Below are 464 nucleotides of genomic sequence, written 5' to 3'. Positions count from 1 at the left end.
CCTTGTTGATTTATACACTTGAAATCTCCAAAGTTTCAAAACGATTAGAGGGTATTCTATTATCAGGAACTGATTTATCGGAAGAGGAAATTTATGAAAAAATGATTGCCCAAGGCGAAATCATTTCACAGCTAGTACAAGAAGATTTGGTTCTACCGYAATTCAAGATTCCTATTTCGGAAATGGTGATATTGATTCTCCAGAAAAGCCTTAGCATATAAAATCGTTACGGTGTCGACGGCATCATGATAGGCCGTGCCTCTATTGGGTATCCTTGGATCTTCAACGAAGTCAAGCATTTCTTAAAACAGGCGAGCATCTAGCGCCACCAACTATTCAAGACCGCATAGATGTCTGTAAACACCACCTTGATTTCAGTATCCGCTGGAAAGGCAACCATGTCGGTATTGTTGAGATGCGCCGTCATTATGCTAATTACTTTAAGGGAATACCACATTTCAAAG

Annotated in this window: 1 pseudogene; it reads left to right on the top strand. The window is 39.7% G+C overall.

The annotated features are described in order from the left end of the window. Positions 1-175: 175 nt before the first annotated feature. Positions 176-464 (top strand): annotated as a pseudogene (locus BWI92_RS28440) (tRNA-dihydrouridine synthase); the annotation flags it as partial.

Source organism: Flectobacillus sp. BAB-3569 (genome assembly GCF_002270355.1).
Taxonomy (GTDB): Bacteria; Bacteroidota; Bacteroidia; order Cytophagales; family Spirosomataceae; genus Flectobacillus; species Flectobacillus roseus.
The sequence above is the reverse complement of the archived record's forward strand: the minus strand, read 5'-3'. Positions and strand labels throughout refer to the sequence as shown.